The organism is Litchfieldia stipae, from assembly GCF_014837155.1.
Lineage (GTDB): Bacteria > Bacillota > Bacilli > Bacillales > Bacillaceae_L > Litchfieldia.
Map to the genome: position 1 here is coordinate 1 of NZ_JACYHA010000006.1, position 25,313 is coordinate 25,313.

A 25,313-nucleotide genomic window follows, 5' to 3' on the forward strand; every position below is an offset into this window, starting at 1 on the left:
GTCTCACTTTGCCCACGCATCCCACGGGAGTCTCCGTGTATTCAGGCTGCTAGAAATCTCATTCTCAATTATTCATCTCAAAACAACAACAAACTTTGAGAAAACAGCCTAGAGGAAAAACATATTTCTTCTATTCAGTACATAGGTTGTACTAAAAGATGTCCTAAGTTTTTGGGGGAATGATAATGAAGAGAATCATTTATATTAGTACGATAATTTGTTCCATCATATTTGCTGGATTTCTGTATTACACAAAAGAAGATACACAGGAAACGATTATTTTCTTCCCATTGGATTCTTCTATAGGATTTACTATTGCTACTACAACACTTTCTTTATTTGATGAAAAAGATGAGGACGAGCATATAATCAATTTGAAGAGTACCTCAAATCTAGAACGTGAAGTGTATCTTAGACAGGATATTTCACTGCTATTTGCCAACGGACGTCTTAAAGCGAAAGCTTCTAAGTGGGAGAATCAAAGTCAAAATATTGCTCAAAGTTTAACTAGTCATGGAGTAGATAGTAGTCATTATATAGCTATCTCATATCATCACGGAGAAATTCATTATGATAATAACCTAATAAAGAGTACTCAAAAAATGAGTGGAGATCACTTATATGTCATTGATTCTTCGTTTGGCAAATTAGAATCCTTTCGTCAAGCCGACACGACCAATCAAAAGGAGTGGAAAGCTGTAATAGATCACGCTAACGAGCAAAATCGAGCTTATGCATTAGCAAAATTAGTAAAACATTTTCATATTGAAACAGATGAATATCTTCAACTACCTCTCTCTCATTTAGTCGTCTATAATGACCAAATGCATTTTAATATGAATACAGAAAAAACACAGCGAACCATAGGTAAGCTGTGGGAAGGACTATATCGAAATTACTTTTTGGGGATCAAGCTTGATAACGGTACTGTTGTTGATCCTATTGGGAGCTTAGAGCCACAAATCTACCTCAAAAAAGATGGTACTCAAATCTTAATTTTGACTGAAACAAATCAAGGTGCTCCTGTGCTGTTTATTCAGAACGTTCCAAATAATCATTGATTGTATCTAATATAGATTTATACTCCTCCTGATCTGGAGCTTCTTTTATAGCACGTTCTATAGATGCCTTTGCTCTGTCAAAATCCTTTAACTCTACGTAAACAAGTGCCAAATTATAATGCGCTTCATGAAGTGAGGGAAGTTCATTCGTGACAATCTCAAGATGTTCCCTTGCCTCAGTTAATTTCCCTAGTTTCACTTCAGTATAGGAAAGGTAAAAATACAGCTCTGCTGGTACATTCTTATTTTTTTGCTCGGCATCAAGTAATATCTTATATGCATCATTTATCTTATTCTCTTCAATATAACTCTGAGCAGTGCGAATCACAAAAGTCGGATTACCTGAAGTTGGTTGAATTGTATATCCTACATAGAACATAGCTATTGTTAGTGCAATTGTAATAACGAAAGAGATCATTCGCTGAACATACTTTTTGTGCTCAGGTAAGTGGAGAAAGCTTGCAGCAAGAAAACCACCAACTAAACCACCGATGTGACCGGCATTATCGACAACAGGGAAGATAAATCCAATAACTAAATTAATCCCAATAACTGCAATGACATTGGTACCCATTGTTCGAAAAAACAAAGAAGGATGAACAAATCCAAAAAACAAAAGTGCACCAAAACAACCAAAAATCGCTCCGGACGCTCCAGCTGATACCGCTGGACTAAAAACAAAACTAGCTAGCGTCCCAGCAAAACCAGCAAATACATATAAAAGGAGAAACCTTGCTCTACCATATATTCGTTCAACTGCTGTCCCCAAAAAGTAGAGGGCTAATGTATTCATTACTAAATGAAAGAAACCAATATGTAAAATGATTGGGGTAAAGAAACGCCACCATTCCCCATGTAAAATAAGAAAGTTTTCCTTTGCTCCGAATGATATAAGTGTATCTGTATTCATGCTTCCACCATTTGCTTCTAACAGGATAAACATGACAATTTGAATGAAGATAAAAAAGTATGTAAAAAATGGTTTACCGTATGAAAAAATCTTTTTTTCCTGATTCTTTCTTTGCTTCGTGTATGTGTATACCTCATGCTTCAGTTGGTCAATTTTGGAATAGTCAAATAGGCCAGCCTCGTCTTCAATCGTAATCGTTCGTTCTAGACAAGTTGAAAGCTCCTTAAATCCCTGCTTACTATTTTCTGAGTGTATAATCATATTTTTAATGGACGTTTGTTCTTTTTTTCCAAATAACTTAGTTTCTGTATGTTCTAGCCAATCATCCACTGGTGGATATGTTGAAAAATAAAGATTAAGTGCATTTAGCTTGCGTTTATTTTGTCTTTTTCGTAATTCTTCTAACATCGCACCAGTTTGCTCTATATCCCTTTTCAGCCAGGAGCCCCAATCAAGATCATAACGGATAATTCGGATTAGTGACGGACCTTTTTTATCATTCGATTCTAACCATACTTCATTCTTATGCTGAGACAGTTGAATGACTCGGTAATTATACTCCACGACTAACTGGTGTACAGTACTCCAATAATGATAATCTTGCCGAAAAACCATCTCATCTCCCCTATCTAAAAGCAAACTTTTTCTAATTTTACTATGAAGTAGGTTGGATTGTAAAAGGCTAGCCTCAAAAAGAAGAGGCCAAACCTATTTACGTTCAGCCTCAAACAAGTATAGATTATCTAAATGCTTGACTCATCATTTTATTCCTTACATAAGGGATACTCATCGTCATTCGAATAAACAGCTTTCTCATATCAGGATTTCCGAGCACACTATTCATGATTCGATAACGATAGCGATAGACACCGTATAAACCGGCAATTAATAAAACGATTCGACTTATCCCATTGATCATTTTACATCCCTCCTATGAGTAGTTTTTGATACTTTATCTGATTTTATCCTTAAGCGGTAAAAATGAAAAAGGAAGAGATTCAACGTATTGAATCTCTTCCAACTATTACTTTTCTTCATTAAAAATCGGATTTAATGTTTGTTTAAGCACTTTAACTGAATGAGCGAATTTTACTCTCTCTGATTCATTAAGGTCCTGTTGAATAACTTCCCGAATCCCACCTCTGTTGACAATTGCTGGTACACCGATATAGATATCCTTTGTCCCATATTCACCATCAAGATAGGCTGAGACAGTTAATACTGAGTTCTCATTTTGCAAAATCGCCTTTGTTAAACGAACGAGACCCATGGCAATCCCATAATAGGTAGCTCCTTTTCGTTCAATAATGTGATATGCTGCATCACGAACATTGACAAAAATCGATTCTAAATCCTCAAGATGATATTGATCACTATTATTTACGATGTCAAGAATCGGCCTTCCACCTATGTCTGCATGGCTCCAAACCGGTAATTCTGTATCGCCATGCTCTCCAATGATATATGCATGTACGTTACGTGTATCCACTTTGAAGTAATCCCCTAGAAGGAAACGGAATCTTGCTGTATCAAGAATTGTTCCTGAGCCAATGACTCTTTCCTTCGGTAAACCGGAATATTTCCATGTTGCATATGCTAGAATATCGACTGGATTTGTTGCAACAATGAAGATACCATCAAATCCGCTACCCATCACTTGATCAATAATTCCTTTGAAAATTCTTGCATTCTTTTCAACTAAATCTAACCTTGTTTCACCAGGCTTTTGATTAGCCCCCGCAGTTAATACAACAATGTCTGCATCCTTACAATCACTGTAATCACCAAACCAAATTCTAGTCGCTTGTGGAGCAAAGGCTAGTCCATGACTTAAATCCATGGCATCCCCTTCAGATTTCTCTTTATTTAAATCAATCAATACCAATTCCTCAGTAACGCCTTGATTAATCAACGCAAACGCGTAACTTGAACCAACAAAACCTGTCCCAACTAACACCACTCGATTTACATCATTCGCCACACTTACTCCCACCTTCCGATTTTCATAAATATACAAATAGTAAAGCTCCAAGGATTGAAGCTAATAATATAGACAGAAAATTAATGAAATCATTGTTACAAAAGACTATTCCTTTGTGATATTTAGTTTTCTCATGACAATGAACGGTTTTCTCTGTTTCAATTCCACAAACACGGCATATGTAACTAACCTGAAATACTGCGCCGAAGATGGTGTCAAACAGATTCCCAATAAAGCCTACAAGCGTCAACAATAAGATTGACTTGAAGGATATCTCGTTCCAGAACTCATACGACACCATCGCTATTAATAAGGATCCACCTAAAGCAGCAAGTGTTCCTAATAAGGAAACTGCACCAGAAGTGCCCGCATCTACTCGTTGAAAGCTTGATACTAGAATTGGCCTTTGTTTGCTAAGTGAACCGATTTCAGATGCCCATGTATCAGCATTAGCAGAACAAATGGCAGCTACAAAAACATATAACCAAATGTCAGAAGGAAAGAACACATTTAGTATACTAGCCATGGCTGCGACACTACCGTTTGCCAATACTTGAATATGATCTCTTTCTTCCCCTTTTTGCACTTTTTCCTCAACACTACTTTTTTGATTGCGTTTAAATTTACTCCAAAGACTTGAAGTAACAAAAAAAACTCCTAAGAGACCTAAACCTCTATATTCAAACCCCATAGCTACAGCTACCCCAATGATAACTGTTGCCATTGCTCCAGTCTTGGTTAATGACCTTAATCGATGCCCACTATATGCAACAGCTACGATACCAATAACCTGGAGAAGGAAATGATTATCCATGACAGTCAATCACTCGTTTATTTGTAACTATTTGTTGGACAGGTAAGTCATAGTGATCTATAGGTAGGTCTTCAACTATGGCTAGATCAAATACAAGTGACATTGTCTGCCTGTTAAAATTGAGTAAATATCGGTCATAATATCCCCCACCTTGACCTAAACGATACCCGTTTTCCGTAAATGCTAAGCCTGGTACAAACAATAGATCAATTTCATCCTTTGCTATAAGTACAGTTTTCTCTTCAATGGGTTCTTTTAAGGAAAAGTAGACGACTTCAAGTTGATCAAAGCTGGTAATTTGCCTGAAGTCCATTTTTTTAGTGGTAGGCTCACATTTGGGTACACACACTGTCTTCCCTTCCAGCCAAGCCTGTTCAATAATTTTGATTGTGCTTACTTCTCTGGTTGTTGAGATCGTAATACCAATCGTTTTCGCCTCTTTCCATTCCACTGTTTGAAACACCTTCTGCTGTATTTCATTAGACCATTTTTCAAATGTATGTTCATCAATGTCTCTTAGCTTCTCTCTCATCATTTCACGTAAATTCTGCTTAAGAATCATGTTTCCCCCTCATATCTTAAACGTTATATTAATATGTATATCATAATAATTCTCTATGTATATTCTCCATTCCTTCTAAGTAAATCGACAAATTCCATTTGGACATAAAAAAAACAGTAGGAATTGCTTCCTACTGCTTACTTTGTTTCACGATGTAAAGTTACCTTTTTTAATCTTGGGCTATATTTTTTTAACTCAATACGATCTGGGTTGTTACGTTTATTTTTAGTTGTAATATAATTACGGTCACCAGTTTCAGTACAAGCTAATGTTACATTAACACGCATCTTTATTTCCCTCCAAACATAAAAGCATAAATCAGACTTAACAATCATATCATTTTATTTATAGAAATTCCAGTGTATTTTTAGTTTGAAGTGAAATTTCTCTTATTTTTATTATTTAAGGCTAATTCGATAGTGATGACCTGCTGTTTTTCTACTTACAGAAAATTTAACTCGATCATTTAATAAATCAAAGCGAGTCTGCTTATATTGTGGAAAGGTCCCAATATCTGACCAATATCCACTTACAACAAAACCATACACCCGACCGTCCTTTTGTAATAAAAGAGGAAATAAGTCCTTACTAAAATCAAAACATTCTCCTTGAGGAATGTAAGAAAATATTGATGGGTTTACAATGTAAATCCCCGTATTAATAAAATCACTAAATATTTCATTACATGTTGGCTTTTCGAGGAAACGATTAACCTTACCTTCACTATTTGTGGTCAGAATACCATATTCTGACGGGTTATTCATTTGTTTCATCAAGATTGTTAAGGTCGAATTCTTCGTTTCGTGAAAATGAATCCCATCTGTCAAGTCAAAGTCTGTTAATATATCACCACTAATGACGACAAAGGTTTCATCTAGAAATGCTTCAGCATTTTTCACACTACCCGCTGTGCCAAGAGGTGTGATCTCATCAAAATAAGTTAGTTCGACTCCCCAGCTGCTCCCATTTCCAAAATATTGTTTAATATCATTTCCTAAGTATCCAGTCGTAACGGCGATTTCAGTGATTCCATGTTTCTTTAAAAGTTCAATACTGTATTCCATCACAGGCGTATGAAGTAATGGCACCATCGGCTTTGGCATATGATAGGTTAGTGGTCGCAGCCTCGTACCCTTTCCCCCAGCCATGATAACACCTTTCATGTTATCATCCCCTTATATGAATTGGTTTGTATTGTTTCTCCTTAAACATCTCACATGTGTCCTTTGCAATTTGATCCCAGCTATAGGTTGTAGTGGCTGCATACTTCCCGTTTTGTCCTAACTTCTGCGCAAAAGGTTCATTCCTTAACAAATGAAGAACATTCCTAGCCAAGCTTTCCTTTTCCCCAGGCTGCATCTTCATTCCTGTTATTCCATCGATGATAATCTCCTTTAGTCCACCAGTATCAGAAACAATTGTTGGCTTCCCGGCTATCATACCTTCAAGAGCAACAATTCCAAACGGTTCGTAAAGACTCGGAAACACAGTAATATCACATTCGTTGAAATACATATTCCGTTCTTCGTCACTAATATAGCCGACAAAAATAACACTTCGTTTTAGCCCAAGCTCCTTAACTCTATTACGGTATTCATGCAACATTGGACCTTTTCCTGCAATTAAAAATAATACATTAGGGTATTCTGCTAAAATCATTGGAGCCGCCTCAATAATTGTTTGAAACCCCTTTTCAGGTACAATTCTTCCTACAGAAAAAACAATATGGCTATAATTCCGTTTATACTCTGCTGACTTTTTCATTACATAATCCTTGACCTCTAGCATATGAGGATCAACCCCATTAGGAAACACATACACTTTATTTTGATCTAGTTGAAAAAGTCTTGAAACCTCCTTTGCCATGTATTCACTACACACGATCACGGCGTCTGAAATCCGTGCTAATTCCCCCTCCTTTGTATGGATTTTATGTTGTAATTCTGTGTTAATCCCATTATTTCTACCATATTCAGTTGCGTGAATGGTTGTAATTAAGGTTTTATCAATCATTTCTTTTAATAAAGTACCAGACGTCGCGACTAACCAATCGTGGGCATGAATAATATCAAAATCAAATCGTTCCTCTAATTCAAGTGCTTTTTTTGTAAAGCCCATATTGAGTCCACCAATCCATTCTAGAAAATCGGTTTCACCGTGATGAAAACCTTGAACTCGATATACCTCAACACCTTCGACAACTTCATGTACGGGATACTCTTCAACATAAGTTGTAATAACCGTTACTTGATTTCCAGCTCTCACAAGGGCCCTAGACAGATCATACACATGTCTTGATAAGCCACCAATGATTAATGGCGGGAATTCCCATGATAACATCAAAATCTTAAGACCTTTCTCTGTTGCTACTTTCAATTCTGTATCATCCTTCTCCTGCTCTTCAGACGTATAAAAATTCGAGAGATTGATAGAAGATAAGAAAGGATATTCATTCTTATAAGTAAGCAGAATTTCTTTGGATAAGGTTTTACTAGTTAAATGATCGTTCAATGAGATAAACCTTGATAAATGCTCCTCGATTCGAATCATAGCATAGTCACGACAATCTCCTTGATCAATCATAAATGCCCAATCACTACTTGTATATAAGAGCCATTCTCTAATCATTTGCTCTATTGCTAATTTTTCGAGCATACTTCCATTTAAATACTGCTTCACACACCGGTTAATTTCAAACTCCATAAGATGAGCATATCGATAAATCTCATGATTCTTCTCATTTAACCAAACATCACCATACCCATCTCTTCCCCAAGTTGAAAATGAAACATGACAGGTTTGTAAATCAGAATAGTGACGAGTAACAAAATCAGAACCAGTAATGAATTCAATATTATTTTGATGAGTACTCACAACCTTATGAAACCAATCAGGACCTTCAAACCACCAATGACCAAATAGTTCAGCATCAAAAGGTAATACGACAGTATAAGGTGGATAAGATTGCTTCCCCTTTTCAATTAATTCACCTTCAAGTTTTCTTAGAAAATCCTCGCCCTGCCAGCTAACAATGTCTTCTGCTAAGTCTCTACGATAGTATTCCTTTTGTTCACTACCCGTAATTTTATAATATTTCAATCCAGTATCTACCCGAATTCCCTCAGGGAGGAAGGGCATCAAATACTCATAATCACGATCAAATCCAACATCACGGTAGAATTCCCTGTAATTTTCGTTCCCAGGATATCCATCGGTTGCACTCCAAACCATATTTGCCAGCTCTTGATTTCTAGGAAATAATACGACTCCATTGGGAGAAATAATCGGTGCCCCACTTCCCATTGAAGAAGGTGGTTCAGCTTGTAGGACAGCATGAAGGTCAACAAACGTGTAAGAGATTCCAGCATCACTTAACGCACGATCAACTTCTTTCGAATAAGCACATTCAGGTAACCAAAATCCTTTTGGTTTTTTTCCAAAGTGTTTCTTAAAAGCTCTGATACCCTCTAAGATTTGTGCGTGAAGCCCTTCTTCCGTCGATATATAGGGCAAAATTGCATGTGACGCTGATGTTGTGATACATTCAATTTTCCCTAACTCTTCAAATCGGATAAACGCTTCAAGAAGATTATAATTATAACGACTAAACGTTTCTTCAATGGCATGATAACGTTCATTATAGAAATGAATGAGATGAAGTTCTTCTGGATCTGTTATGTTCATTTGTTCCGTATGTAGGAGAAATTTCGTGTTATGGATATATTCTATAAAACGTTGTTGTAAAAGAGGATCTGACAGCATTTCCATAAGAGTTGGAGAGAAAGAAATCGTCCATCTTCTTTGATGATTATCTTTTTCTAATTGCCAAATAAGCGGAATATACGACTCAGCGATGGCTTCATACAGCCATCTTTCTTCAAGCCTATTTCCCGTTAGGTTTCTTACATACGGTAGATGGGCATGAAGAATGAATGTTGTGTACATATAATTCAATATATGATACCTCCAAATCTATCATGCAAACTGTTATTTTTTTGTGTGTTCATACCATGTATAGGTACTGAATGAATCACGCCAAGATGGCTCCTGTGAATCATGTTTAATCCATTCATGTGTGCTTTTTAATTTGTCACTTTCATCACAAAAGATTTGAGGTGTACTGATTTCGTTAGAACGAATCATTGTAAAGAACGAATCTTCATTTATACTTATCCCTAGTTCAACCACATAATTATGGTTTGGCTGCACATTTGGAATAAACATATACCTTTGAGATTCCGGAACATTCATTGTTAACGAACTCAACCCATTTCGAGAGTTATGATCATATGAGGTAAGATCAAAAATCTTAACCGACTTAGGTAATGCCTCCCAGTCACATCCAAAATGTTGTTCGACAAGCTGTCTTGTCATCTCATTCAATTCCCAGTAAGCATACAAGCAATGGGGATTCTTTATCATTAATTTTAGAGTTTCATAATGGACCCGACTTGAATGATGATTTAACCTTTGTGCTATATCGTTTAACCTTTCAAAAAAAACATCATGATATTTTTTTGCTACATCCTTATTATCATCTATTCTATTAATGATTAAAGATTCTCGGGTCAAGCTTTTCACCTCAAAATAGGGATATTTGTCCTTGTCTAATCTATCTTATCACCATGAACTAATCACGACAATCAGGGATTTTGTCGAGATCACGAATAGAAATAAGATATCTGATTTAATTGATATGATATTGAGTATAGAAAGTGATAATTGTTTATGCTATAAATGTAATGATAGATTTATACAAAGAGGTGATATTTTGGAATTTGCAATCGTAGGCTTATTAGCTTTATCAATCGTATTATTGCTTCTTTCTTTTTTCAAGAGAGATTCTATAAACGAATTACAAGAACAGGTTGAAGAATTGTCTATGTCACATATTCAGGAGACATACCAGCTCAAAAAGAAAATAAGTGTTCTCGAAGAGGAATTATTAATGAGTGAATCTACACCGTTTATTCAATCATCAAAAAGTCCTTCTTCGTCAGGGCCAGGCCTTTCCTCATTAGACCGCGAAAAAATCTCCTCCCTGTTTCAAGGTAGCTTATCGCCTGATCAAAGCGTTTCTAAAGTGGATGAAGAGGCCAATTTTCTCGAACAAATCCGTTTAAAAGGGGAACAACATGAGTAAAAATGGGTTAAGAGCATTTGCATCAGGGATGATATTGGCTACATCCATTCTCTCTGCTTTCTATTTCTTTGAAGAGGACAAGGTCGTCTCATCAGAGGTTAGTGATCAAGATGTGGAGGAATACATAAATAAACGTGGAGACCTCATACTAATTGATCAAACAGAGTACGAGTCCCTCCTTCAATTAAGAGAAACCGTTGAATCACAACAACCGCAGGAAGAAAAGGTACAAGAAGAGGTAGAAGAAGAGACACAAGCACAAGAGCCTACGGATCTAGTGATTACAAAATACACATTAGAGATCCAATCAGGTATGACAAGCTTAGAAATAGCTCGTCAACTTGAAAATGTCGAGATCATTGAGGATGCTACAAAATTAAACGAATATATCCTTGAACAAAATCTAGCCGAAAAAATTCAAATCGGCTCTTACCAATTAACAAGTGATATGACTAATCAAGAGATAGCAGCTTTGATAACAAAGTAAGGAGCCGCCTAATTGGGCAGCTCCTTGTTTTATTTATGCATTTAAGTCAAATTTCTTTCCTTTTACCATGAAGATAATATGCTCAGCGATATTAGTAGTATGATCGCCTAGTCGTTCAATATTACGACAAATAAACGCTAATTGTGTGATTTGACCAAGTGAAGCAGGATTTGACGTCATAAGTTCAAGTAATTCCTTCATTAGTTTTCCAAATAACTGATCTACTTCATCGTCCTTTAAAGCTGTTTCTTTAGCTAAATTCACATCTTCTTTATTATAAGCTTCAATCACATCTGTTAACATTCCAAGTGAAATAGTCGCCATTTTTGGGATCTCCACTATCGGTTTAATCAGCGGTCCATTTCCAATATGAAGAATCGATTTTGCAATATTAACAGCTAAATCACCAATTCGTTCAACATCACTAGAAATCTTCAGAGCTGCAATAATTTTTCGCAAATCAGATGCAACAGGTTGCTGCTGAGCAATTAATTGAATGATGGTATGATTAATTTTCTCATCATACTCATTAATTTTGATATCACTTGCAATAATCTCTTTCGCTTTCTGCTCATCTTGATCAATTAATGCTTGAATGGCATTTTCAATCGCAGTTTGTGAAAGTAATACCATTTCCATTAAATCAGATTTTAATCCTTTTAGTTCGTTATCGAAGCTAGCTCGAATTGACATACCCTAATCACCTCTTAGTAGATTTAACGTTTCTATGCTTAACCGAATCTACCTGTAATATAATCTTCTGTTCGCTTATCCTTAGGATTTGAAAACATTTTGTTTGTATCAGCGTATTCGACAACCTCTCCACTTAAAAAGAACGCTGTACGATCAGAAATTCTTGCTGCTTGTTGCATATTGTGGGTAACGATGATGATACTATAATCCTTCTTCATCTCTTGAATCAATTCCTCTACCTTCAACGTAGAAATTGGATCAAGTGCAGATGTCGGTTCATCCATAAGTATAACATCTGGTTCAATAGCTAAACAACGGGCAATACATAAACGCTGTTGCTGACCACCTGATAGACCATAAGCATTTTCTTTTAAACGATCCTTAACTTCATCCCAAATCGCTGCTCCACGTAAACTTCTTTCAACAATTTCATCAAGAACCTTCTTATCGCGAATACCATGAATTCTTGGTCCATATGCAATGTTATCATAGATTGATTTAGGAAATGGATTAGGCTTTTGGAAAACCATTCCTACACTCGTTCTTAAATCCTCTACCTGATAAGATTTATCAAAGATATTACGTCCGCGATACAAAATCTCTCCAGAAATTTTAACAATAGGGATTAATTCAACCATACGATTTAATGTTTTGATATATGTTGATTTACCACAGCCTGATGGTCCAATAATTGCTGTTACTTCGTTTTCATATATAGGGAGATTGATTCCTTTTAGGGCAATATCATCTCCATACCATAAATTTAGATCCTTTGTATCATAGACAACCTTTTTAGTTGATTGATTTGAATTTGTGTTTTTCGTATCTAAAGAGACCTTTACACTTGTTTTTGTATTTTCCACCGTTACTGTCAACTCCTTAACCCCCTCGAGTTAGAATCTTCTTTGAAATTTATTTCGGATAATAATTGCAATTGAATTCATGACGAATAAAACAAATAATAAAATCACGATCGTTGCAGCTGCTAAGTTTGCATATTCAGCGACGAGAGCAGCATCAATAGTCCAATAATAAATTTGCATTGGTAATACTGTAAATTTATCAAATATACTATCTGGAAGTGGAATTAACAATGCCGGAATACCGATTACGACAAGCGGTGCTGTTTCACCAATTGCACGAGATAATGCTAGAATTAATCCTGTCAATATTCCTGGTAATGAAGCTGGTAATACCACTTTCTTAATTGTTTGCCATTTCGTTGCACCCATACCAAATGATGCTTCTCTTAAGTAATTAGGAACAGAACGAATAGCTTCCTGACTAGCTACTACTACAACTGGTAGAACAAGTAATGACATTGTCAATCCACCAGCTAAAATGATGTTCCCTAAATCCATCCCTCTTACAAATACAGTCAAACCAAGAATTCCAAATACAATTGATGGCACTCCTGCTAAATTCGCAATATTTGTTTGAATAAAATTACGTAAACGACCTTTTTTTGCATATTCTTCAAGATAGAGGGCTGTTCCAATTCCAAGAAGCATGGTTACTGGAGCAACAACCACCATAAGCCAGAATGTACCAAGAATAGCACCCATTATACCGGCTCGATCCGGATTTGTTGATAATTTATTCGTGATAAAGCTAAAGTCTACCCATCCCATACTTTGCGTTAATATTCGATAAATTAAGACGACGAGTACAACTAGGCCAAATAATGTAGCCAATAGAAATAAAAACTTAGCGATTTGGTTAGTAGATAAACGTGAAGTCATTTTCTTTTGAACTTGAGCTGAATCAATATATTTCATCTTAATATTCCTCCCTGTACTTTCGAGAGATATACTGTGCAATTAAATTCATGATAAGTGTAAATACAAACAATGTCATTGCTACAGCGTATAAGCTATAGTAAAGAGTTGATCCCGCTGGAGCTTCTCCTCCAGTTACCTCTACAATGTAAGCCGTCATTGTTTGCATCGATTGTGTCACATCAAAAGTGAAATTCTTCGAGCTTCCACTTGCGATTGTTACAATCATAGTTTCTCCAATCGCACGGGAGATCCCAAGTACAAATGAAGCTACAATTCCAGACATGGCTGCTGGGATAACAACTTTCCAAGTAACCTCAAGCTTTGTAGAACCTAACCCTAATGCCCCTTCTCTCATCGCATTAGGTACTGAACTCATTGCATCCTCCGATAATGATGCGATCATCGGAATAATCATAATTCCCATAACAATCCCTGGGCTCAAGATATTTGTTGATTCTAATCCCGGTACGATTTTTTGTAATAGAGGTGTCACAAAAGTAAATGCAAAGAATCCATATACGATTGTTGGAATCCCAGCTAAAACCTCTAAAATCGGCTTCAACGTACGTCTTAATTTCTCAGAAGCATACTCACTTAAAAAGATTGCTGTCATTAATCCAATAGGAATTGCTACAAACATTGCAATTGTTGAAGAAATTACGGTACCTGTTAATAACGGCAATACGCCAAACTGTGCATTTTCACCTAAAGGTTTAAGAACAGTACCCGTAAAGAATTCAATAATAGATACAACCTTAAAAAATTCAATCGTTTCTGCTAAAAGAGTTATAACAATTCCTATTGTAGTAAGGATAGAAATAACTGCAATTCCAAGAAGAATTTTTGGCATTAGCTTTTCTGACATTCTAGAAATGTTCATCGTATTCTTATTTTTCTTAATGAGATCTCTAACATTAACGGTCTTTTCCATTAATGGAATACCCCTTTCATCCCTCTAACTTAATAATAATGAGGCTGTCTTATATAAAGTAAGAAGATGAGATTCTCGAAAAGGGAGTTCTCATCTCCTTTTTTGTTACGGTTATTTCAATCCTTCTAAATACTCGACTTGTTCAGTAAGTTCAGTTTCTGTCAATGGAGCAAAGCCTGTTTCCTCTGCTGCAGCTGCTGCATTTGACAAAGCATAGATTGCGAAATCTAATACTTGAGGATTTGCTTTTGCATTATCTTCATTTAAGTAAGTGAACACTGGACGTGTAAATGGTGCATAGTCTCCATCTTCTTTGATTGTTTCTAATGTTGGTTCTACTGGACCATTTCCAAAGTCAATATTTACAGCAGTTAACTTATCTTGATTATTTACATAGTATCCATATCCAAAGAATCCAATTGCATTTTTGTCCTTAGAAACAAGATCAACTAATGTTGAATAATCTTGTTGTAAATTGATTCCACTTACTAAATCCTGCTTATCTAGAATACTTTCAAAGAAGAATTCATAAGTACCATGGTTTTCATTTGGACCATACGTTGTGATTGGTTCATTTGGAAAATCAGCTCGAACATCTGACCAGTTCTTTTTCCCTTCAGTTGCAAGGAAAATGTCAACAACCTCTTGCTGAGTCAATTCAGTTGCCCAATCATTTTCTTTATTAATGACCATTGTAATACCATCTAATGCTACTTTAAGTTCTTTTACAGACAATCCAAGTTCACTTGCAGTTGTTGTTTCTTCTTCCTTAATATGACGAGATGCATTATTGAAATCAGTTCCGCCTTCTACTAAAAACTTCTTAAATCCAGCACTAGTTCCAGCTCGGCTTACTTCAACAGATACGTTTTCTTCTTCATTTACCATATAGTCCTCAGCTAGCTTTGCCATTAATGGATACACTGTACCAGATCCATCAATCACAACACTTCCTTCTAGCCCTGAACCCTCTCCATCACCATTTGATCCACAAGCTGTTGCAAAAGCTACAACTGCTGCCATAATTAATAACAACGATAGTTTCTTTATTCTCTTCATCTGTATGATTCCCCCTAAAGGTGTTTTTCCTTAATTTGTCCTACAAGAATAAATATAAACGTTGATTATTAAATCAAAATTAAGTGATTGTAAAGGTTTTGTAAATTTACGAGAAAACTTGACTAAAATTGGCTTTTTTTGTCGAAATATATACTTATAAACACAAAAGGCTAACACTTATCATTCCCAAGTGTTAGCCTTTTGATTTATTCTTTGTTAGTAGTTCTCAGTTGGTGCCAGGCACCTGAAGTGAGACGTTTTTTGTCCCAGTTATGGATTATTTTAAACCTTCCAAATATGTTACTGATTCTTGAATTTCTGCATCAGTTAACGGAGCGAAACCAGTTTCAGAAGCTGCAGCTCCCGCATTTTTCATTGCATAGATTGCGAAATCTAATACTTCTGGCTTAGCCTTTGCATTAGCTTCATTTAAATAAGTAAATACTGGACGAGTAAATGGAGCATAGTCACCGTCTTCTTTGATTGTCTCAAGAGTTGGTTCGACTGGACCATTTCCAAAGTCAACATGTACTGCTGTTAATTTGTCTTTGTTATTTACATAGTAACCGAAACCGAAGAATCCAATTGCATTCTTATCTTTTGACACAAGATCTACAAGTGTAGAATATTCTTGTTGAAGGTTGATTCCTTCTACTAAATCTTGCTTATCTAAAATGTTTTCGAAGAAGAATTCGTATGTTCCATGGTTTTCGTTTGGTCCATAAGTTTTGATTTCTTCAGCTGGGAAATCAGCACGAACATCAGACCAGTTCTTCTTACCAGCACTTGCTAAGAAGATATCAATTACTTCTTGTTGTGTTAATTCAGTAGCCCAATCATTTTCTGGGTTAATAACAATTGTTAATCCGTCTAAAGCAACTTTTAATTCCTTAACTGTTAAACCAAGCTCTTCTGCTAATGCTTTTTCTTCATCTTTGATTTCACGAGAAGCATCATTGAAATCTGTGCCGCCTTCTTCAACTAAGAATTTCTTAAATCCAGCACTTGTTCCAGCACGGCTTACTTCTACAGAAACGCCTTCTTGTTCATTTGTCATGTAATCTTCAGCAAGCTTAGCCATTAATGGGTAAACTGTACCAGATCCGTCTATTACTACATTACCTTCTAATTTAGTAGCTGCTTCTTCTTCATTATTAGTAGAGTCCGTTGTTTCTTCAGACCCAGTATTATTCTCTTCATTACTTGGCTGTTCCTCTCCGCCTCCACAAGCTGCTGCAAACACAACCAACATTGCCATTACAAAAAACAAAAATAGATTTTTCATATTCTTCATTTACTGTTTCCCCCTAAATACTTTGTATAGTTTGTTTGTCCTACGAGTTAAAGAATAAAGGATGAACGTTAATCTAGCTTTAATCTAATGTAAAGGTTCTGTTAACTTATGTAAATTAATGTATATTATTGTTGATTCTAGGGAAAGCAGTAAAAAAACCAAGTGATTAGTATTGATCACTTGGTTTTGAGGTTATTATTCATTTGTTGAATCTTCTTCAGCTTCATCTGTACTATCAGCTGCTTCTCTATTTTGAGTTTTTAGTTCAAAATACTTGTCAAGAATTTGTTCTCCAATTCTGTTATTAATTGAATGGGAATTTCTGTTACCATAATAGGCATTTGGAACAACAACTGAAAAAGCAACTTCTGGATTATCATATGGAGCATAACCAACCAAGGTTAAATTCCAAACATCCTCATAGCCTTTTTGCGTAATCGGATCAAAGTAGTAACCCTCAGCCGTACCAGTTTTACCTGCTGGCTTATATGATTTATTACCAAAAGTACTTTCTGCTGTTCCTCTAGAACCTTGCATTACACGGCGAAATCCCTCTTGAACCTGAGCAATTTCCTCATCTTTCATATCAATTCGATTTAAGATAGTTGGTTGAAACGGTTTAATAATAGGGCCAATTTCACCCATTTCTAATGTTGGTTGTCTAATTTCTTTTACAATTTTAGGCTGCATTCTGTACCCACCATTTGCAATTGTAGACACATATTGTGCTAATTGTATCGGTGTGTAGGTATCATATTGACCGATCGATAAATCGAGTAAGAAACCTGGTGAAGCTGTATCCTGACCAACAAACCCAGTGGATTCACCAGGTAAATCAATGCCTGTTTTGACACCAAGACCAAATTGGCTGAAATATTTCCGAACAGTTCCGAAAGCATCTCTATCAAAAGGTAGAGCCTGTCTTGGAATATAATTCGCATTTGCAATTTTCATTACTGTCTTAAACATATAAACGTTAGAAGAACGTTCTAAAGCAGTCAAATCATTGATGTTACCCATTGGATAAGGAGTCCAAGAAGCTTTTCGTAACTGCTTTATATAGATTGGTTCATCGTATTGATACTGCCCAATGTTTATAGCTCCAGTCTGATAACCAGTTAAAACTGTCGCACCCTTTACTGCTGAACCCATTGCATAGGCTGAATTAATCGTACCTAAAGCATAATCGAGATATTCCGATTTTCCGTCTTTATTTTGATACTGTTTTCCAGCTAAAGTTAATATTTCACCTGTTTTAGGATCCATCATCACTACAAACGCTCGATCCAAAAATTGTGTGCCAGGTCGTTGTTTCGCAAGCCTTAGCTCAGATTCTAAAATTTCTTCAACAGCCTGTTGCAAATCCATATCAATTGTCAAAATGAGGTCACTGCCCCGCTGTCCTTCAGAAATAACTTTTGTTTCAAGAAGTGTGTGGCCTTGCGTAATATTCTCCACAATTGCTTTCTGACCACTTAGTACCTCTTCATATTGCTCTTCTAGATAGCTTTTCCCTACACGATCATTTCGGTTATACCCTCTAGCCATATAGTAATCAAGTTTTTCGGCGGGTAATCCTTCATCTGATGTTGTGATTCTACCTAGAATAGAACGTAATGTTGAATCAAACGTATACTTTCGTTCCCAATCCACCATTGTATCTATGCCTGGTAGATTCTCTAAATTTTCACTTACAGTCGCATATTCCTCAGGAGATACATCTTGATTCTTTACTATTTGAGGAGTCAATGCATACCCTCTATTCATTTCTCTAAAGATAGCTGCAACCTCTAAGTCCTTTTTATTATCGGTGATTTCCTTTATTTCTTCCTCAGTAATTCGATCAAGCTGAAGCTGATAGAGCTCAGATGCTGTGTATTCCTCTAGATCAGCCTCAGATAGCTTCTCCTTCGCCTCTTCAGGTCTAGAAATAAGCCAATAATCCTGCAAATCTCGTTCAGTTAATTTTTTTGTGAATTTCTCATCTGTCATATCAATTAACGGAGCTAATTTCCTAGCTACTTCTAATACATCCTGCTGCGACACTCCCTGTGCTCTTGTATAGGTAATCGCATTTTGTGGTTCGTTATCAACGATTGTACGGTCATAGCGATCATATATTTTCCCACGAGGAACAGGAGTGTGGACAGTTTTATTTTCTGTTTTGTCCACTTCTTCCTGATAGCGTTCACCATTTACAATTTGCACAACTCCTAAACGAAGGATTAATGCAGAAAATAAGATAAAAACCAAGAAGAACAATATATTTAACCGAAAAGGCACTTGAGTTTTTTTCTTTTTTTTCACTTTTTCATTATTTAGATTTGTATTTGTATTTCTCATATAACCAACTACCTTTTAGTTTTTTTTCATTCAAGAAAAAAGACACCTCGATGAATCAGGTGCCATCTTTTCTTTATTTTAAATGAAAAACAATTGAATTTCCAGAAGTAAAACCCACCATTATGCTGTTGATCCTCCATCACCTTCAATAAGCTTTGTTTTTGAATATGATTTTGATCGTATAGCATCTTGATTATCATGATCAAACTTGATTTTACGAATGAAGAAATAGATAACGGCGTGACCGGCTCCGACTATGGCAAGTAATATCGGAATACTTTTTTTCTCATCGAAAAAGGACACTGCAGAAAGAAAGCCTAGGATTGAAACAATTCTTCCAAGATTTAAAAACAATTCTCGAACAACTATATACTCAATTCGCATTTCGGCAGCCTTCCACCCTTTGCCTATTACATCATAAGTTAAAGACACATATGGCACTAGTAGAAATGGATAACCAATTGCAATGACTACGGCATAAGTAATTAGTTTGGCATAACTGACATCAAATAATATCAAAAAGATTGCCGCATATACCAAAAGTCCACCAAGTAAAATTGACTTTTTTCTAAAGTCTTTTTTGATTACTCTTGTAGCTATATAGTAAGCCAAAAAGGAAACGCCTGAATTTACGAGTCCAAATTTACCTAGTGCTAGCTCACTTCCCGTTTCAATGAAGACAAACACCGTAATAACAAAGATGAAGGTACCTTCTCGTAAACCTTGGAAAAAATGTGCATTTGTTACCATTTTCCAATTATAATTATTGGCGCGTTCCTTGATAATCCTTCGAAACATGAAATTCCCTTCAGCCTTTCTTCTTTTCAGAAAAAAGCTTAGAACAACAGCACCAGCAAATAAGGCCAAAGAAATCCCAAATATAACCGTATACCCTGTAAACTCTTTCATTGAGTGAATGATAAAACCAGCCAAAATTGGGCCAACCATTCCTGCAAAGGAAGATAAGATACCTAAGAATCCATTGAAAAAATCTCGGGTATCGGGTTCTGTAATTTCAAATGTTAACACATTAAAAGCTAACCAATAAAAACCATATCCTACTCCTAGAATTCCACCGAGTAGTATTAAAAATTGTGAGGCATTCTCTCCAATAACTAAGACCGTGATAAAGAAAATAGCTAGTGAAGAGACACCTAGTCTTAAGACTAATACTCGATCAATTTTCTTAGCAAGTCGTCCTGCTAATATAAATGTAATTGGCTGCATGACGACAACCGCAAGATTATATAAACCTAAATCAAAAAATTCGCCTGATTGTTTCCATAGATACACGTTCACAAACGTATTTGATAAAGCAATACTTAGTGAATACAATCCTCCAATGATTAGGAGCAGGATTAGATCTTTACTTGTGTCAATATTTCCTATAACTTTTTTAAACGAAAACATGAGCGGACTCCCCTTTTTTATCTACTACGTAGTCTTTCAAAAAGGGAACCTGGATATTCAATATTAGGCAATTAACATTTACATGTTTTTAACAGTGGAAAACTATAATAAAAAACCAGAGGAACATATCCCCTGGTTTAGTGTGTTTATTATTACTTCGCAGCAGCGTAACGCTTTGCAACTTCATCCCAGTTTACTACATTGAAGAAAGCAGCAACGTAATCTGGACGACGGTTTTGGTAATTTAGGTAGTAAGCGTGCTCCCAAACGTCTACACCAAGGATTGGAGTTTTACCTTCCATTAATGGTGAGTCTTGGTTTGGCGTGCTAGTTACTTCTAATTCACCATTGTTCACAGCAAGCCATGCCCAACCTGAACCGAAGCGAGTTGCAGCAGCTTTTGCGAACTCTTCTTTGAATGCAGCGAAGCTACCGAATTTGCTGTTAATTGCCTCAGCAAGTTCGCCAGTTGGCTCACCACCACCGTTTGGTGAAAGAATTGTCCAGAACAAGCTATGGTTAGCATGTCCACCAGCATTGTTACGTACAGCTGTACGCTTATCTGCAGGAACTGCATCTAAATCAGAAATTAATTCCTCAACTGATTTGTTAAGAAGCTCGCTTCCTTCTAAAGCAGCATTTACGTTAGTGATATACGTATTGTGGTGCTTTGTGTGGTGAATGTTCATTGTTTCCTTATCAATGTGTGGTTCTAATGCATCGTATGCATATGGTAATTGTGGTAATTCGTAAGCCATGAAAAATCTCCTCCTCTTATTATGTAAAAAATTTTAGAACTCATCAAAACATTTTATACAATTATGTTTAATAAGTCCGTCAAAAACAGATTACCAAATATGCCAATAAGTTTCAATTATTAAGCATTATTTATTTTTAATATAAATTATTTTAAATATAAATATATTTAAAGTATGACTCCTAGCAGACTGAATACACGTAGACTCCCGTGGGATGCGTATGGCCCCACAGGACGCGGAGTGTATTCAGGCTGCGTCTTGGGTAAACACAAATTTATTCGAAAACAGTCTTAACAAAATTAAGATAACCTAAATAAGCAGTGTGTATACTAAAGAATCCTTTATGCTTTATAAAACTTCAAATAGAAAATAAATAATCATAGCTAATTGAATGAGCCCTTTTGCAATCGTTCCACTTAGAAATCCTAGGAGCGACCCGATCCCAATCTTCAAGGATGTCTTAAAATCTTTCTTATGAACAAGTATCTCTGCAATAATTGCACCTAGAAATGGCCCAAGGATGATTCCAGCAACCGGGATCACAAAGGGACCAATCAACAGACCGATCGTACTCCCCCATATTGCGGCTTTACTTCCTCCAAACTTCTTCACCCCAAAAAGATTTGCTGCATAATCTACCACCATTAATAAAGCAAAGAAAATCCCCTGAACAACCCAGAAAACCCAAGAATAATGGTCAAATCCATAAATTAAGCCATAAACTAAAAATCCAGCTATCAAAAACAGTACACTTGGAATCACGGGGTACACCAAACCTATAAAAGCAATGATAAATAAAGCGATAATGATCAACCAATATACGATGTCCATATAGACCTCCTAAATAGCATAAAAAAACTACAAGGAAAAAGATTCCTTGTAGTATATTATAACGTAAATTCAATTGATTATTAGTTACCTTCAGCTAAAACAGCTTCAGCGATATTCACCGCATGATCGCCAACACGTTCAAGGTTACTAATGATATCAACAAAAACGATACCTGAAGCACCTGTACATTCACCTTCATTTAAACGAAGGATATGCTTCTTACGTAATGTACGTTCCATCGTATCAATTTGATCTTCCTTCGTGACAACCTGACGTGCAGCTTCTTTATCATTATTCTCTAATGCACTAACAGCTTGTTTAACTGTAGAAATAGTCAGTTCGAACATTTCTTCAAGATCTGCCATTGCACCTTCAGTTAATTTCAATTTGCTATTAATTTGATGATCAACTAACTCAATGACATTTTCGAAATGATCACCAATTCGTTCAATATCACGGACAGTATCCATTAAGATTGAATGTTCTTCAGATTCACTAACAGATAACGGTGCTGAAGATAATAGAACTAGATAATCGGTAATTTTACGATCGAGATTATTAATCGCATCCTCAAGCTGCAATCCCATATCTGCGTGCTTTTGCGCTCTTGTTTTCAAATAATTATTTGACTCTTCTAATCCTATCGCTGCAAATTGACCCATACGAATGACTTCTTCCTTTGCTTGTCCTAAAGCAATGGATGGAGATTGTTCGATAAAATTCGGATCTAAATGTTTGGCTTTATACTCAATTGCTGAGTCTTCACCAGGTATTAGCTTTGTCACAATAAACGCCAGAACACCAATAAATGGCAATTGAATTAATGTGTTAGTTGTATTAAATATTCCATGTGCAAATGCAATTGTCATTTCTGCATTTAAGTTTAAGCCTTGTCTTATGATATCAACTATCTCAGTAAAGAAAGGTAATATCAATAGGAAAACGGCTGTACCGAGTAAATTAAAAATAACATGTGTTAATGCTGCTCGTCTTGCTGCAACTGTTGCACCAATTGACGCTAAGATGGCTGTAATCGTAGTACCAATATTGTCACCAAATAATACTGGTAATGCTGCCTTGATATCAATTAAGCCTTGACCAAATAGTTCCTGAAGAATACCAATTGTTGCACTTGAGCTCTGAACAATCACTGTAAAGACGGTACCAATGACAACACCTAAAATAGGATTATCACTCATACTTACTGTTAAATCATGAAAAGCCTGAAGAGAACGAAGTGGTTTCATTCCATTACCCATCATTTCAAGACCTAAGAACAATGCCCCAAATCCGAACACCATTTGTCCAAGATTATGAACTCGCTTATTCTTGAAGAAGAATAGAAGAATGGCCCCCGCTGCAATAATTGGTAAAGAATAATCACTAATCTTAATCCCTATAATGAATGCTGTAACAGTTGTACCAATATTTGCACCCATAATAACACCGATTGCTTGTCTTAAATTCATAAAACCTGCACTAACTAATCCAACGGTGATAACGGTGGTTCCACTACTTGTCTGAAGTAATACAGTAACAAATATCCCTGCTAAAACCCCCATTAATGGATTGGTTGTAAAACGATCTAAGATATCACGAAGTTTATCGCCAGCTGTCTTTTGCAAGCCATCTCCCATATATTTAATACCAAATAGGAAAATACCAAGTCCACCAACAAACTCAAATATCATTTTCTGAACATCAAGTTCCACTATCTTTTCAACCCCTACATATGTATTTCGATTCGACAATACTCTACAAACCCTTTAAAATATACATCAGTGTAAATTTATTGTAAAGCTTTTTAGAATAATTTAATTTAAAGGTTTTTTGAACATCCCTTATCTTGTTAATTTGAAGCTATACCGATAAAATAAATATGAAGTATGTTAAGGATGTGTTATCAAGGATGTCGATCTTCAATCAATTTCTAAAAAGTCTTTATTCACCAAAAGATGTTGTTAAATATCGATTTCAAGGAATCGGAAAAACAATTCTTTTTGTTTTTTTGCTCGCATTATTATCATTACTACCCGCTGCCATTTCAATGTCAGAAGCCTTTTCTTCTGCGGTGAAATCACTAGACAGTGCTTTAAGTGATGCAAGTATGCCTTCCTTTGAAATTAGCAATGGTGCGCTGACAACCACTGCAACTGAACCTTATATCGTAGAGCATGGAGAATTCACCATTATTGTAGACGGGACTAGCAGCCTTAATGCAAATGATGTAGATCAATATGGAAATGCATTAGCCTTCTTGTCAACAGGATTTATTATTTCCTCACAGCATCAAGCTGAGCGAATTGACTACACACTTCTTGAAGGAACGACAATTACTAACGCAGAAATTTCAACATACCTTGAAACGCTTATTTCTGCGTTACCTATTATTGTACCTATAATGTTAATAATCATGTACATTGTCACAAGTGGAATCAAATTTATCGAAGTATCCGTGGCAGCTATCATTGGCCTAGCAATTAGGAATATTCTAAAGCTTAACTTAAAATATCGACACACTTGGATTATCGCTGCTTATAGTATGACGATTCCAACACTATTTTTCATGTTAATGGATTTGTTGCAGATTAATGTTCCTTATGCTGGTTCTATAAACTGGTTTGTCATAACCTTTCTTATGTATTTAGCCCTTAAAGAAATTCCTAGAAAAAAGGAAATCAATTAATATCACACTTTAATTGAAGCTCCATTTTCTTCATCCAGTTCTAATTTTATTGGACAAGCATATCTTGTTATAAAGTTTAGCTTTTGGAGGAGATTTTTTATGAAGAGATTGGTAGGATTTGCGATCTTTTTTTTCATTCTATATATCATCTATTATGACATTAGTATAGGTACCCTCCCTGTTGCAAAAGGAGAGCCTACTATAACTGAGAATGTTGCAGAAGAAGTTGAGGCTAGTTCAGAACCTGTAGAACAAGAAATTCCTTTCCAATCAGTAGAAATTAAAGCTGGTGACACTTTGTTGTCAGTTGTTGAAGAATTGAGTCAAAAGCGAACAGACCTTTCCATCTCTACTATAATCGAGGACTTCGAAGAGATGAATCCAGGTGTTAAGGCAAATTCATTACAAATCGGTAAAATTTATAAAATACCTGTTTATCAGTAAAACGATGGTTTTAAAGTGTTCGTTCTTGTCAATTAGTTCACTTCACTGTTACAATATGTCAGGAGAAGCTAATATAATTTCGTCAAAATTTAAGAAATTTATCTTTCCACGAGTTAAATTGAAGG

Annotated in this window: 25 protein-coding genes; 5 read left to right on the forward strand and 20 right to left on the reverse strand. The window is 35.9% G+C overall.

Annotation, left to right across the window (positions count from 1 at the left end):
• Positions 1 to 185 precede the first annotated feature (185 nt).
• Complete coding sequence (locus F7888_RS09105) at positions 186 to 1,061, forward strand: hypothetical protein (RefSeq protein WP_191778878.1); 876 nt, start codon at positions 186 to 188, stop codon at positions 1,059 to 1,061.
• On the opposite strand, the gene F7888_RS09110 is transcribed toward F7888_RS09105, so the two are convergent.
• The 9 genes from F7888_RS09110 to F7888_RS09150 form a co-directional block, all read right to left on the reverse strand.
• Positions 1,033 to 2,586, reverse strand: coding sequence for a rhomboid family protein (locus F7888_RS09110; protein WP_191778879.1), 1,554 nt, complete (start codon positions 2,584 to 2,586; stop codon positions 1,033 to 1,035). The two genes, F7888_RS09105 and F7888_RS09110, sit on opposite strands and share 29 nt — an antisense overlap.
• Before the next feature lie 124 nt (positions 2,587 to 2,710).
• On the reverse strand, positions 2,711 to 2,890 hold the full coding sequence (locus F7888_RS09115) for a hypothetical protein (RefSeq protein WP_191778880.1): 180 nt from the start codon (positions 2,888 to 2,890) through the stop codon (positions 2,711 to 2,713).
• Between the two features lie 105 nt (positions 2,891 to 2,995).
• Positions 2,996 to 3,952, reverse strand: coding sequence for an L-lactate dehydrogenase (locus F7888_RS09120; protein ID WP_191778881.1), 957 nt, complete (start codon positions 3,950 to 3,952; stop codon positions 2,996 to 2,998).
• Between the two features lie 22 nt (positions 3,953 to 3,974).
• On the reverse strand, positions 3,975 to 4,766 hold the full coding sequence (locus tag F7888_RS09125) for a DUF92 domain-containing protein (protein WP_191778882.1): 792 nt from the start codon (positions 4,764 to 4,766) through the stop codon (positions 3,975 to 3,977).
• Positions 4,759 to 5,328: a 5-formyltetrahydrofolate cyclo-ligase gene (locus tag F7888_RS09130; RefSeq protein WP_191778883.1), complete on the reverse strand. Its 570-nt coding sequence runs from the start codon at positions 5,326 to 5,328 to the stop codon at positions 4,759 to 4,761. Before F7888_RS09130 ends, F7888_RS09125 begins: the two co-directional genes overlap by 8 nt.
• 137 nt (positions 5,329 to 5,465) lie before the next feature.
• Entirely contained in the window at positions 5,466 to 5,615 is a 150-nt protein-coding gene (gene rpmG, locus F7888_RS09135; protein WP_191778884.1) for a 50S ribosomal protein L33, read from the reverse strand.
• 111 nt (positions 5,616 to 5,726) lie between these two features.
• Positions 5,727 to 6,491 carry a nucleotidyltransferase family protein gene (locus F7888_RS09140; RefSeq protein WP_191778885.1) on the reverse strand — a complete coding sequence of 255 codons (765 nt, stop codon included), beginning with the start codon at positions 6,489 to 6,491 and terminating at the stop codon, positions 5,727 to 5,729.
• Positions 6,492 to 6,495: 4 nt separating this feature from the next.
• Positions 6,496 to 9,273, reverse strand: coding sequence for a 1,4-alpha-glucan branching protein domain-containing protein (locus F7888_RS09145; protein ID WP_225228714.1), 2,778 nt, complete (start codon positions 9,271 to 9,273; stop codon positions 6,496 to 6,498).
• A 42-nt stretch (positions 9,274 to 9,315) separates the two neighbouring features.
• Entirely contained in the window at positions 9,316 to 9,900 is a 585-nt protein-coding gene (locus F7888_RS09150; protein WP_191778887.1) for a DUF4912 domain-containing protein, read from the reverse strand.
• Between the two features lie 199 nt (positions 9,901 to 10,099).
• Here F7888_RS09150 and F7888_RS09155 point away from each other — a divergent pair, with 199 nt between their 5' ends.
• Together F7888_RS09155 and F7888_RS09160 are read left to right on the forward strand one after the other, a co-directional pair.
• On the forward strand, positions 10,100 to 10,471 hold the full coding sequence (locus F7888_RS09155) for a hypothetical protein (protein WP_191778888.1): 372 nt from the start codon (positions 10,100 to 10,102) through the stop codon (positions 10,469 to 10,471).
• Positions 10,464 to 10,958, forward strand: a complete 495-nt coding sequence (locus tag F7888_RS09160; RefSeq protein WP_191778889.1) for an MltG/YceG/YrrL family protein — start codon at positions 10,464 to 10,466, stop codon at positions 10,956 to 10,958. Before F7888_RS09155 ends, F7888_RS09160 begins: the two co-directional genes overlap by 8 nt.
• A 33-nt stretch (positions 10,959 to 10,991) precedes the next feature.
• Here the strand turns inward: F7888_RS09160 and phoU are convergent, their stop codons facing one another.
• From phoU to F7888_RS09215, 11 genes are all read right to left on the reverse strand, one after another.
• The gene (gene phoU, locus F7888_RS09165) at positions 10,992 to 11,651 is read right to left on the reverse strand and encodes a phosphate signaling complex protein PhoU (RefSeq protein ID WP_191778890.1); all 660 of its coding nucleotides are present in this window, start codon (positions 11,649 to 11,651) and stop codon (positions 10,992 to 10,994) included.
• A 38-nt stretch (positions 11,652 to 11,689) separates the two neighbouring features.
• On the reverse strand, positions 11,690 to 12,526 hold the full coding sequence (gene pstB / locus F7888_RS09170) for a phosphate ABC transporter ATP-binding protein PstB (protein WP_225228698.1): 837 nt from the start codon (positions 12,524 to 12,526) through the stop codon (positions 11,690 to 11,692).
• A gap of 18 nt (positions 12,527 to 12,544) precedes the next feature.
• The gene (gene pstA / locus F7888_RS09175; protein ID WP_191778891.1) at positions 12,545 to 13,429 is read right to left on the reverse strand and encodes a phosphate ABC transporter permease PstA; all 885 of its coding nucleotides are present in this window, start codon (positions 13,427 to 13,429) and stop codon (positions 12,545 to 12,547) included.
• 1 nt (position 13,430) lies between these two features.
• Positions 13,431 to 14,363, reverse strand: coding sequence for a phosphate ABC transporter permease subunit PstC (gene pstC, locus F7888_RS09180; protein ID WP_191778892.1), 933 nt, complete (start codon positions 14,361 to 14,363; stop codon positions 13,431 to 13,433).
• A 111-nt stretch (positions 14,364 to 14,474) separates the two neighbouring features.
• The gene (locus F7888_RS09185) at positions 14,475 to 15,422 is read right to left on the reverse strand and encodes a PstS family phosphate ABC transporter substrate-binding protein (protein WP_191778893.1); all 948 of its coding nucleotides are present in this window, start codon (positions 15,420 to 15,422) and stop codon (positions 14,475 to 14,477) included.
• A gap of 277 nt (positions 15,423 to 15,699) precedes the next feature.
• The gene (locus F7888_RS09190) at positions 15,700 to 16,716 is read right to left on the reverse strand and encodes a PstS family phosphate ABC transporter substrate-binding protein (RefSeq protein WP_191778894.1); all 1,017 of its coding nucleotides are present in this window, start codon (positions 16,714 to 16,716) and stop codon (positions 15,700 to 15,702) included.
• A gap of 195 nt (positions 16,717 to 16,911) precedes the next feature.
• On the reverse strand, positions 16,912 to 19,059 hold the full coding sequence (locus tag F7888_RS09195; protein ID WP_191778895.1) for a peptidoglycan D,D-transpeptidase FtsI family protein: 2,148 nt from the start codon (positions 19,057 to 19,059) through the stop codon (positions 16,912 to 16,914).
• Positions 19,060 to 19,179: 120 nt separating this feature from the next.
• Positions 19,180 to 20,469: an MFS transporter gene (locus tag F7888_RS09200; RefSeq protein ID WP_191778896.1), complete on the reverse strand. Its 1,290-nt coding sequence runs from the start codon at positions 20,467 to 20,469 to the stop codon at positions 19,180 to 19,182.
• Between the two features lie 152 nt (positions 20,470 to 20,621).
• Positions 20,622 to 21,227: a superoxide dismutase SodA gene (gene sodA / locus F7888_RS09205; protein ID WP_191778897.1), complete on the reverse strand. Its 606-nt coding sequence runs from the start codon at positions 21,225 to 21,227 to the stop codon at positions 20,622 to 20,624.
• A gap of 348 nt (positions 21,228 to 21,575) precedes the next feature.
• Complete coding sequence (locus tag F7888_RS09210; protein WP_191778898.1) at positions 21,576 to 22,058, reverse strand: DUF456 domain-containing protein; 483 nt, start codon at positions 22,056 to 22,058, stop codon at positions 21,576 to 21,578.
• 80 nt (positions 22,059 to 22,138) lie between these two features.
• Entirely contained in the window at positions 22,139 to 23,749 is a 1,611-nt protein-coding gene (locus F7888_RS09215; RefSeq protein WP_191779074.1) for a Na/Pi cotransporter family protein, read from the reverse strand.
• Between the two features lie 218 nt (positions 23,750 to 23,967).
• Here F7888_RS09215 and F7888_RS09220 point away from each other — a divergent pair, with 218 nt between their 5' ends.
• Both F7888_RS09220 and F7888_RS09225 read left to right on the forward strand, forming a co-directional pair.
• The gene (locus tag F7888_RS09220) at positions 23,968 to 24,744 is read left to right on the forward strand and encodes a DUF1189 domain-containing protein (RefSeq protein WP_191778899.1); all 777 of its coding nucleotides are present in this window, start codon (positions 23,968 to 23,970) and stop codon (positions 24,742 to 24,744) included.
• 99 nt (positions 24,745 to 24,843) lie between these two features.
• Positions 24,844 to 25,188 carry a hypothetical protein gene (locus tag F7888_RS09225; RefSeq protein ID WP_191778900.1) on the forward strand — a complete coding sequence of 115 codons (345 nt, stop codon included), beginning with the start codon at positions 24,844 to 24,846 and terminating at the stop codon, positions 25,186 to 25,188.
• Positions 25,189 to 25,313 lie beyond the last annotated feature (125 nt).

Coding starts and splice junctions, on each gene's coding strand:
- F7888_RS09145 (WP_225228714.1), bottom strand. CDS start 9,273: ATGTACACAACATTCATTCTTCATGCCCATCTACCGTATGTAAGAAAC.
- F7888_RS09210 (WP_191778898.1), bottom strand. CDS start 22,058: ATGGACATCGTATATTGGTTGATCATTATCGCTTTATTTATCATTGCT.
- F7888_RS09200 (WP_191778896.1), bottom strand. CDS start 20,469: ATGTTTTCGTTTAAAAAAGTTATAGGAAATATTGACACAAGTAAAGAT.
- F7888_RS09130 (WP_191778883.1), bottom strand. CDS start 5,328: ATGATTCTTAAGCAGAATTTACGTGAAATGATGAGAGAGAAGCTAAGA.
- F7888_RS09195 (WP_191778895.1), bottom strand. CDS start 19,059: ATGAGAAATACAAATACAAATCTAAATAATGAAAAAGTGAAAAAAAAG.
- F7888_RS09110 (WP_191778879.1), bottom strand. CDS start 2,586: ATGGTTTTTCGGCAAGATTATCATTATTGGAGTACTGTACACCAGTTA.
- F7888_RS09115 (WP_191778880.1), bottom strand. CDS start 2,890: ATGATCAATGGGATAAGTCGAATCGTTTTATTAATTGCCGGTTTATAC.
- sodA (WP_191778897.1), bottom strand. CDS start 21,227: ATGGCTTACGAATTACCACAATTACCATATGCATACGATGCATTAGAA.
- F7888_RS09215 (WP_191779074.1), bottom strand. CDS start 23,749: ATGATATTTGAGTTTGTTGGTGGACTTGGTATTTTCCTATTTGGTATT.
- pstC (WP_191778892.1), bottom strand. CDS start 14,363: ATGGAAAAGACCGTTAATGTTAGAGATCTCATTAAGAAAAATAAGAAT.
- F7888_RS09220 (WP_191778899.1), top strand. CDS start 23,968: ATGTCGATCTTCAATCAATTTCTAAAAAGTCTTTATTCACCAAAAGAT.
- rpmG (WP_191778884.1), bottom strand. CDS start 5,615: ATGCGTGTTAATGTAACATTAGCTTGTACTGAAACTGGTGACCGTAAT.
- F7888_RS09225 (WP_191778900.1), top strand. CDS start 24,844: ATGAAGAGATTGGTAGGATTTGCGATCTTTTTTTTCATTCTATATATC.
- phoU (WP_191778890.1), bottom strand. CDS start 11,651: ATGTCAATTCGAGCTAGCTTCGATAACGAACTAAAAGGATTAAAATCT.
- F7888_RS09140 (WP_191778885.1), bottom strand. CDS start 6,491: ATGAAAGGTGTTATCATGGCTGGGGGAAAGGGTACGAGGCTGCGACCA.
- F7888_RS09185 (WP_191778893.1), bottom strand. CDS start 15,422: ATGAAGAGAATAAAGAAACTATCGTTGTTATTAATTATGGCAGCAGTT.
- F7888_RS09105 (WP_191778878.1), top strand. CDS start 186: ATGAAGAGAATCATTTATATTAGTACGATAATTTGTTCCATCATATTT.
- F7888_RS09125 (WP_191778882.1), bottom strand. CDS start 4,766: ATGGATAATCATTTCCTTCTCCAGGTTATTGGTATCGTAGCTGTTGCA.
- F7888_RS09160 (WP_191778889.1), top strand. CDS start 10,464: ATGAGTAAAAATGGGTTAAGAGCATTTGCATCAGGGATGATATTGGCT.
- pstA (WP_191778891.1), bottom strand. CDS start 13,429: ATGAAATATATTGATTCAGCTCAAGTTCAAAAGAAAATGACTTCACGT.
- F7888_RS09190 (WP_191778894.1), bottom strand. CDS start 16,716: ATGAAGAATATGAAAAATCTATTTTTGTTTTTTGTAATGGCAATGTTG.